The 9945-nt window shown below is 38.0% G+C and carries 6 protein-coding genes; all 6 read right to left on the reverse strand.

What is annotated here, in order from left to right; genetic code table 11:
• Position 1: 1 nt before the first annotated feature.
• Positions 2-1969: a tetratricopeptide repeat-containing sensor histidine kinase gene (locus Q763_RS06130; RefSeq protein WP_052123257.1), complete on the reverse strand. Its 1968-nt coding sequence runs from the start codon at positions 1967-1969 to the stop codon at positions 2-4.
• 26 nt (positions 1970-1995) lie between these two features.
• Positions 1996-4263: a hypothetical protein gene (locus tag Q763_RS06135; protein ID WP_035132202.1), complete on the reverse strand. Its 2268-nt coding sequence runs from the start codon at positions 4261-4263 to the stop codon at positions 1996-1998.
• Positions 4264-4279: 16 nt separating this feature from the next.
• Complete coding sequence (locus Q763_RS06140; protein WP_035132204.1) at positions 4280-4945, reverse strand: DUF1266 domain-containing protein; 666 nt, start codon at positions 4943-4945, stop codon at positions 4280-4282.
• A gap of 4 nt (positions 4946-4949) precedes the next feature.
• A complete protein-coding gene (locus tag Q763_RS06145) occupies positions 4950-8744 on the reverse strand; it encodes a zinc ribbon domain-containing protein (RefSeq protein ID WP_035132206.1) in 3795 nt (1264 codons plus the stop codon).
• A gap of 3 nt (positions 8745-8747) precedes the next feature.
• Positions 8748-9329, reverse strand: coding sequence for a hypothetical protein (locus tag Q763_RS06150; protein ID WP_035132208.1), 582 nt, complete (start codon positions 9327-9329; stop codon positions 8748-8750).
• A gap of 161 nt (positions 9330-9490) precedes the next feature.
• Positions 9491-9945, reverse strand: a 455-nt coding sequence (locus Q763_RS17915) for a hypothetical protein (protein WP_035132216.1), incomplete at its 5' end; no start/stop codon positions are given.

Genomic DNA, 9945 nt, shown 5'->3' on the forward strand with positions numbered 1-9945 from the left:
ATTATTTTAAAGGGATGTTAATGGTAATTGAGGTTCCGCTGTTGGCAGAGCTGTCTATATCAATAGTACCGTGTACTTTTTCAATACGTTCACTTATATTTCGCAACCCTATTCCCTGTTTTTTATTTTTTGCAAAACCTGTCCCGTTATCGTTTATTACAATGTTGAGGTAGTCTTCGTGTTTGGTTAGCTGTACCTCTGCAGTGGTAGCATTGGCATGTTTCAGTATGTTGTTTACCAGTTCCTGTACAATGCGGTAAGCATCGGCAAGTAAGTCATCCGGTAGGTTATCAATCTCTTCTTCAGGATAAAAGAAAGCCGTTATTTTTAACCCCGAACGCAGACTTAACTGCCCTAAAAAGTTGCGTAAAAAACTCGCAAATCCAATTTTTGAAAAGGGAAGAGGGTGTAACTGATGTGACAGGCTCCTAAGGTCACGGCAGGCATTGTCTATACTTTGCAGCATACGTTTTATTTGCGGATTATCTTTTTTATCACCGGCATAATGCTCAAAGGCAATTTTAATCCCGGCAAGGTCACTGCCTATGCCGTCGTGTATTTCCCTGGCAAGGCGGGCACGCTCTTCATCCTGTCCTTCCTGAAAACGCTCAATAACCGATATTTTATGGTCTTTTATAAGCTGATTGATTTCCTGTTTGGCATTCTCTTCCTTTTGTACTACCAGTTGTTTTTGTACCCTTAAACGGAGTACATAAAAATAACGGAGAATAATAAGGGTGATAAGTACCAGTATAAACCCGGCTACAAAGGCGTTGCGCAGTATGGTTTGTCGTTTAACAGTAAGTTCGGCTTTTTGAAGTTCAGCCTCATTTAGTTTTTGTTCTTTTTCCAAAAGGGCAATACGGGTTTCCTTCAGTTCAGTTTCATAACGTTCCTGTAGTCCTGCCACATATTTTTCTTTATCAACCGAATTGATTTCGTGCTCGGTACTAATACCTTTCCGGTAGTAAACCAGTGCATTTTTATAGTCTTCCTGCTCTTCATATAACTGAGCCAGATTTTTATAAAAGTTAGCATTATAACTAAGCAGTGATTTCTCTTCACTTATATCCAGTGCCCTTTGAAAGTAGTTAATTGCCTGTTGGGTATTATTAAGCTTCATTTCGCATAATCCCAAATCGTTTAGCACAATAGCCATGTCTGAAGTGAAGTTGAGCTGTTCCAGCAATGCAAGCGTTTTTTTGAGTTCCGGAATTGCCTCTTTGTACTTTTTTTGTACTACCAAAAGTTGCGACAGGTTTATTTTAATATAAGCTATGGCTGCTTTATTACCCTCACGCTCCCTGTATTTTAAAACGGTTTGGTAGTGCTTATAGGCTTCAGGGTAGCGTCCCTGTTCCTTCATTATATTGGCAAAGTTGAAAAGGGTTATAAGCACGCCATCATCATCACCAAGGGCACGATACAAGTTGGCAGCCCTGTCCAGGTTTTCACTTGCCTTTTTATAGTCTTTTTGAAGAATGTAAAGTGTTGCTATGTTTTGGTAGGCATTGGCCTGTTGCTGTTTGTTGTCTGATTTTTTAGAGTAATCAATACACAGCATAAAGTTATCCATCGCCTTTGGATAGTTACCGGTGTTTTTGTAGCCCAATGCTAAAATGTTGTAACATGCCGGAAGCCCCTGCTCAAAATCGAGCTTTTTTAAAATCTCAATGGCTTTGTTAATATTGGCTATGGTAGCATTATAATCACCGGTAATAGAACCAAGGTTGCCAAGGGCATAATAGGCTTTTGCCTCGTTTAGCGAAGCATCACTTTGTTTACTCAGCTTTAGCCATTCCCGGGCTGCTTTTTTTGCTTTTTCGGGATTGCTGTTAAGTTCACTTTTATAAATAGCCTGTAAAGAATCTATTTTTTTTTCTGTAGGAGTTTCCTGTGCCAAAGCGTTACTATGTATCAGTAAGCAAAGGCATATTAAAACAGATATTTTACAGGCTATTCTTGGCATATATGAGAGTCACAAATTTAATTGATTTAGGAAAAATACTCTGACTTTAACTTTCTTTTAATATCCTTTAAACTCTCTTTTTCATTTTGCGATAATCCCGTTTCTATTTCCTCACTTAATCGTAAAAGATTATACCTAAGGAAAAGTTCTTCGGGATAATGTTCATCGGCCATTACCTGCAGGCGTTTACAGTCACTTTTTTGAGGTATTTGCCAGCTCATTCGCATACTGGTATAACGCGTTGCTGCTTCTATGTTACCCATGTTTCTTTCACAGTCCAAAAGCACAGCTGCATTGTGATTATAATCTTTTTCCTCTTCAAATGCCGTGTTAGGGTAGTATTCCATTAGCATTTTGTAGCCTTTAATGGCCTGTTCATACCTTTTAAGGGTATACAGTATATAGGCATAACGGTAATCTATAAGCCACTCCCTTTGGGTTGGGTCATATGCCATTATTTTATCATACAATTCTAATGTATATTCTTCGTGTCCTTCGCTTCTGCAGGCGCGCCAAAAGGCACGTTTGTAACAGTACATGGTTTCCCAGCCCATATCGCCTGCTTGTTCAAAAGCCTGTGCTGATGCCAGGTTGAAACCCATTATCCAAAATCGTAATGCATTACCAAAATAATCCATAGGGGTTTGAGGGTTGTTTATAACACTGTCGTTAGTTACTTCGGGCACATCCGGAATTTCCGGGTAATCATCATGATCAAAAGCGATAAGCCATTGCAGTATAGGTAGCAGTTGCGGATGCAGCCTGTTGTTTTTATAGGCTTCAGATGCATATTCATAACAACGGCGGTAGTCTCCAATAATAAATATAATCTCAACACACTGGTTAATAGTGCTCCAGTATTCGTTACCTTTTTTACTACAGTAGGAAAGTTTGTGTTTTACATCATCAAAAAACAGTTTATACTTTTTCTGATTTTTGTAAATCATCATCCTTAACTGATACATAGAAATAATATAAGGCGTATGGCTAAAATACTGTATACCGTCTTCAAGGCACTCTAAGGCATTTATCTGGTAGCCCAAATGAGCAAAGGCATCAGCTTTATAGAAAATGGTAGCTTCATTAGGCACGTTTCTAACCTCATACTGATTAATTGTTCTGATTACATTATTCCAGTCGGCCACCAGCCTGTAAAACATAATAAGCTGCTGGTAGTAGGTTTTAGGAGGTAATCCCTGTAAATGTGCTGTACTGAGTGTGTTGTATGCTTCTTCTGGATCTTTATCTACTGTAAGTTGTGCATTACTTTTAAGCACTGTTAAAAGTGCATTGTTTGGATTGAGTTCCAGTCCTGCATTAACACACTGTGCCGCTTTTTCTGCTTCTCCTGTATAATGGTATGCATTTGCAAGGAAAAAGTTATACATAATACGGTTTTGTACCTTATTAATATTAGCCAGTTCCCAATAAACTGCAAGATCATTAAACTCATTTATTTCATTAATCTGTTCCAAATCAGCAAACGAATAGCCTTCCAGTACTTCTTTTACCAATCCATAGGTATTGTATTCATAAAAGTAGTTTGCAAGCAATAATACAGAGGTAAAATCAAGCTCTTTATCTTTCCATTTTTCCTTCCATTTTTTTGAAACCTTGTCAAATCCTTTCTTGTATATACATTTTTGTATATCAAGATGGATAAGCTTTTTTTCCTGCTGATTTATAATAGTATACTCTTTAAGCTCATTAATGGCAGTCATGTTACAACTTTGAATAGCTAAATCAAAACAACTGGAAGCTATGTCTTCATCGGTGCTTACATTTTCAGACTGCTCCATTACTACTTTTAAAAGCTGGTCTCTGCTGTGCATTAACATTAGCTGTGCAAAGGAAGCTTCAGGGTATAATTCGGTTAAATGTTCCAGTATTATAATAGCATTATTATGCTGTCCAAGCTCCTGTAGTTTTTTTGCATAGGCGTTAAGCAGACTCAAATCGTCAGGATATTGCAGCAATGCCCTTTGCATAATTTCTTCAGGGCATTCATTGTAAAAACTGCATATCATCTGGTAGTCGGTTAGGGCGATTGTGTTAAGCCCTTCCAGTAACTCGCTGTATTTTTTTATGAACTCTATGTCCAGGTCATTGTCGTACATGGTCCAGTAAATAATACCTAAGCGGTAAAAACGGATTTTAAGTAGATCGTCAATATTTCCCTCACTATCGCTAACTATTTCCTGAGCGGCTCTTATAGTTTTATCAACCTCTTCCCATCGGCCTTCACGATAGGCTAATTCAGCCACTTCTATATAATTTTCTAATGTGTTTTCCATGGTTATGAATTTTTAATTACCATTGTGTAAACCAATGTGGGTTAGTAATTTTTAAATACCTGAGGCTTTGTAATGCTGATTGTTCACTATTGGCATAAAAAGCTACATCGGGAGCCATATTTGCAGTCATGAACTGATGGCCTATAAGTACATTTTCATGAAACGAATCCCAGTCATTAAAATCCTTTTTTATACTGGCGGAAATATCTGCAAGCCTAAGTTCCATTTCGGTTTCATTAATAAAACCGGCAGCACCACCCATGCGAAGCAGGAATATTGCCATAGCCAAATCATATCCGGAAAGGGAGGTACGGAATAACGAAAAACGATGTGGCCATACTATTCTGTAATAATTTCGGTCAATACTATATTTTTGATTCTCTAACAGATTGATGTATTCTTCCTCACTGTATATTCTGAGTTTACAGGCTATATTGCGAAAATTGTTAGAGGTTTTCCTGATAATCTCATAAGCATAAACACTATTACGAAGTTCTCTGGCTGACTTTATATCGTAGGTTTTCAGTAGTTTTTTAGCCAGGTATTTATGGTTTTCATTTTCGGGGTCCAGTCCAAACCATGAATCGTGCTTTATGTTCTTACGAAAGTTTTCCATAAGTACAGCCGATAGGTTTAACTGCTCCTGTATTTCTTCTGTTATTTCTGTTGTAGTTGTACTCATTGCTTTATCCCTTTAATTCGTTAGCTACCTGTTTTAAGCCATCGGTAAAAATTTCAGTGTATGCACCCGAGTTTGCCATTGCTTCAAGCCCCTGCTGGTAGGAGGAAGCAAACAAAGTATTTTTAACCAGTTGCCCGAACACCATACGGCACATTGCCCCAAAATTGGAATATTGTGCACCCATTTCGGTATCTATATCCAGTATAGCCATATAAATAGCCTGATATAGCTCCATGGCGACATCAGTATTTTCGGCAAGCCAGTTCCTGGATTCTTCAATTTTCATGGTTAGCGGAGTTATAATCATAGGATTATCGGTATCACTGTCTTTATAACCGTTAATGTATTGGGTTACCTTTTGCATGTTTTCTCTTGTAACCGTAAACGTAGCCATGAACGTACTCAGCTCAGCAACTAATGAGGACTGTGCAGCCATAGCCTCAGCAGTATTTACCGTTTTTTTGGCAGATGATGCTATTACCATGTTATACATGTCGTCATCCTCTTCTTCTTCCTCTTCAAAATGATGCTCATACAGCTTCTCAATACAATTTTCGATTTTTGCCTGAAGGAAGAAATCAAGTGTGCCGGCTGTTACATATTCATACAGGTATTTTACTAATGGTTTAGGGAATTTATCTTCATCAATACCTTCTATTAATCGGGCTATATGAGAGCTAATGTCACTTCTGATTCTTTTTTGTATACTCTCGCCCTCATTTACCAAACCTTCTTTACCCATAAAACGAACGAGTAGTTTAAGGATGTTGGTTAGTACTATACTGCTGTCTTCCTCACAGTTATTAAAGTAGTCAATAACCCTGTTATGTTGTATATTAAGTACATGTGAAACCCACCTGACATCTGTACCGCCACTGTAGTAATAATCACTTAAATAGTTATACAGGTTAGGTAATTGCTCTTTGGTTAAAGGGGTATTTTCATCTCCTATAAACATCTTTTCGGCATACTCCTCGCACTCTTCAGCTATGTAATAATGAACATCTTTTAAACCCCATATATCCACAATAACATCAATATCATTAGTGTCTTTATTTAGGTTTAAAAGCAAATCATAAATAATTTTGATGTAGGTTTCCTGTATGTATTTGTCCGATTTATAAGCATTATGCACAAGGTATATTAGGGCATTATGCATTTGTGAATGTCTTTCTTCGGCTATGTAATTTTTTATGAGATCTGACGCATGGTTGAGCCCTAACAATACAAATCGTACTAACGGATCGTTGAGCCCATTACCGTAGTGGCTCATAAACCATTTAAAGAATTCCTCTTCGCCTTTAAACAGCTTTTCTGTAACATAATAAAAACTTACATGGTAGCCTATGCCTTCATCCTGCATCATTGGGAGTTCTTTTCTATGCTCTTCACGTAGTAAAATAGAGAACTTCGCATTGTAAAACTCCACAATTTCAGTAGGCATGGTATTGGTATCGGCCTGGTTATACCACAGTTTTAACAGTGATAACGGCATTCTTTTGGTATCGTTGAATGTTAAGCAGTGCTTACCGTACTTTTCCATTACCTCTGTATAGAAGTTTACCGAATTATCTTTTGTAAGCCACTCCACAAACCTGTCATAACATTTTTGTATGGTTATTCCATTAGCCTCGTCTGATTTATGGTAAAACAGGAACACATCATTACCATCCCATTCCCTGTGATGTAATATATTAAGAAAGGGATAACTACCATTGGCCTGCATGTTTAGGATTTCCTTGCCCTGTTCCTTAATAAACTTCATACTTTCCTTAAAAGCATCAAGTATTTTATAACCAAGGGTAAAATCTACCTTGTTTCCTTCAATAACCATGGTTGGTAAACCATACGGATTTTTTAATATCCAGTTACTCATAAGGTCAAAAGCATTATTACCATAACCGGCACCTACCGGTAATATATTAACAAAACTGTTTATCAGTTTTTCATTGTCATCGTCAAAAAAGTTGCGGATAAAGTCCTTGTCTATCTGGAAAGGGTAGGAGTAATAGTTACCGTCTTCGGGTGCTTTTGCCACATATGTTTCCCTAAACAGTCCGTATAGATAAGCTTTGTGCCCAAAGTAATCGGCATTAATATAGTCCCTTATATCAAGGCTGGCATGTATTATATATTTACTAAGCGGAACCGAAGCCGTTTCAGAATATACAATCAGCAAACGGAATACCTCAAAAACCCTTTGTACAAAAACCTTTTCAAAAGCCCTGTATTGCAGGAAAGTTTGGGTAAAACGAAGAAAGTTTATCAGTTTTCGGATAACCTCTGCATCAGGATAGTAACCTGATTCCACAACAGGCAGCCATGATGCGATAAACTCATATCCTTTTTCCTCATCACTGTAGCATTGTGGTACATCAAAAAACATTTTGGCCGCTTCAGTGTAGTTTATGTCTTTCTTTACCCTGTGTGAAAGTATTTTGGTTAGGCTGTTCCTGTCGTCCCTGTTTTTACAGAAGTGTATAAGGGTATCCCATTCCTCCTGAGTAGGAGTAGAGAAACGAGCTGCATAGTTTATATAACTATTGATTTTATCATCACTATAGGTACTAAACAGTTTACCAAACAGGGTAGTGTTACCCCATTCTCTTATTAATGAGTTTGCAGCCTGTGTAAACGCATCAGGATATACACCTACAACGTTTTTACCATGTTCGTTTTGGAAATTAATATCATCCTGTTTAACAAAGTCAATTAAGGCGGTTAACTGATGCTCATTGAGCTTTGAATCGGTTAATATCTTTTCATACGAGTCAGAATTGTCTGTAAGTAACCATGAATAGGCACTATAACACGCCGGTTTATCCATTTTGGAAATAAGGATAATTTTCTCCTTATCGTTAAACAGCAGGGCGGCTCCTAAAACCAAATCAGGGTCATGATGATCCAGCGCTTCTTTAGCTATTTGGGTAAAATAATCGTACTGTGCATGATTGCTCATTTCCAGTTTATCCAGTAAATGTACAAGTGCTACACCGGCATAGGGCTTTAGGTAGGCAATATCAAGTACAGGCAGTAAAACATCAAGAAATGCATCTAATGAGGTTTTACCATCTTTAAGCTTAGTACAGTCGTTAGTTTTTATGGGCTCCCAACTAAAACGATAATCAAACGAGTTGGGGTGAGAGAGCCATAAAGCCATTTCCATACGAACCGGAAAATCAGGATCTGCTACCTCATATAGTACACGCTTACACCAATAGGGGTGAAAGTTATAAGGATACTCACGGTTGTTGGCTATTTCGGCTAACCTGAATACGGTAGATGATAACGAATTATTTAAGGGATCTTTGAGTAGTTTTTCAACTGTAATATCCTTTTTAAGTAATTCATCAAAGGTTTTCAGAGTGTTATCCGGAAACGGTATTTGGGAAATCATATCGTTTTCCACTCTCATCACAGCATAGTCTCCCTTTACCAACAGGTAAGGCTCCAGCATATAGGCCTGCTCTTTGCAAAACTGTATAACCTTGTAATGTTTATTATAGGTTTGCTGATGCTGTGACAGCTTAACATCGGTCAGTTCTTTAACTTTGGCAGGCAGTTCCAGCTGACTCACTCCAAGACTTTTTAATATTCTGGCAGGGCCAAAGTATATGTCTTCCATTACTTCGGTACCACAATGTTTACAGAAATTACCTGATGACGGAGTAAGATCGGCACACCAAACACAGCGTACGTCTGCGCGTACCGAACTACCGCAATCTATACATAAATCTCCCTGTTGCCAGTCGTTAGGCTGCTTGGTATGACAGCTTTCGCAATAAATTACTTCAGCCATGATTTATCGGTTTTTACGAATTCTTGCCCACATGTTTTCTTTTTCCTGCGGAGTCATTTCTTTCACCATTTTTACAATAGCGTTTTTAGACTCGCCTTCGCGTTTAAGGAATAGTGCGATTTCAAAATCGGCAGACGGTACAAACTCTGAACCGCAGGAACGACAGAATTTACCCGGACCCGAGCTAAAACACCAGTGGCAGTTTAATACCGGCTCAGCCTGATTACCACATGATAAACACAGGTCTCCGGTTTTATAATCTTTTGGTTGCTTGGTGCTACAGTGTACACACTTAACCACATCGGCACTTTCTACTACTATAGGTTGCTGTTGTGGGGTTTCATTAACTTGATTTGTATTGGTTTCCTGTTGTGTTTTTACACCTACTGCCCATAGCATAACATTATAGGCAATTTCTTCATCCAGTCCAGTAATGTCTATAAGCGTTTGGGTGTCACCAATCATTTCAAAATCGGCTTTTTGTTGTATTCCGGCTTCGGCAAGTGCGGTTAGGTGGTCGTTGTTAAGTCCCTTTGACTTTAATATATTCTCTAAAAGTTTAGGTAGTGAATTTGTTGTATCCATGGTTGAATTTTTTTATAAAAGTATTTTAAAACCTACATGGGTTTTTCACCATTACGAAGTACTTTTATTTATCCCTGAATTCAGGGATAGTGTAAGAGTCTTAATTAAAGAATAATAAAAAAGGCCTGAATAATCAGGCCTTATAAAATAATTATTAGAAATTATAACAATTGAAGAAGATAGAAACTACTTGAAGGGTTGTTTATGGTGTATGGAGGCATAGGCACAACTGTATCATAATAAGTAGTTTTTCCGCTATCGGTAAAAGTAGTTACGATATCAGCATCATACAGGGCAGGGGATTGGCTGTTTGGTTTAAGTGCCAGGAATGATTCGTACTCACTGCCTTCGGCCATATAGTCTGCCGGCATATAAAAGACCTTGAATATACCATCTGTAGTAAGTGTTATCTGTTTTTCTGCCCAGTCAGCATAATTTCTGTCCCAATCCTGTGTTCTTACTCTGGCTTCCGCTTCAGAGATTTCGTCGGTAGAGTTACCCGGAGTATTTTCCTGAGTATTAAGTGCTGAAAGGTTTTTCAGGTCGGCCTTACATATGGTAATGGCGTTAAACAAATCGGTATCGCTTTGCTGTATATCCTGTTCTTTGTCAATAA

Source organism: Flavobacterium beibuense F44-8 (assembly GCF_000769915.1).
Taxonomy (GTDB): Bacteria; Bacteroidota; Bacteroidia; order Flavobacteriales; family Flavobacteriaceae; genus Flavobacterium; species Flavobacterium beibuense.

What these genes read in the sequence shown, in the direction of transcription:
- Q763_RS06140 (WP_035132204.1), bottom strand. Translation starts at nt 4,945, where the DNA reads ATGAGTACAACTACAACAGAAATAACAGAAGAAATACAGGAGCAGTTA.
- Q763_RS06130 (WP_052123257.1), bottom strand. Translation starts at nt 1,969, where the DNA reads ATGCCAAGAATAGCCTGTAAAATATCTGTTTTAATATGCCTTTGCTTA.
- Q763_RS06150 (WP_035132208.1), bottom strand. Translation starts at nt 9,329, where the DNA reads ATGGATACAACAAATTCACTACCTAAACTTTTAGAGAATATATTAAAG.
- Q763_RS06135 (WP_035132202.1), bottom strand. Translation starts at nt 4,263, where the DNA reads ATGGAAAACACATTAGAAAATTATATAGAAGTGGCTGAATTAGCCTAT.
- Q763_RS06145 (WP_035132206.1), bottom strand. Translation starts at nt 8,744, where the DNA reads ATGGCTGAAGTAATTTATTGCGAAAGCTGTCATACCAAGCAGCCTAAC.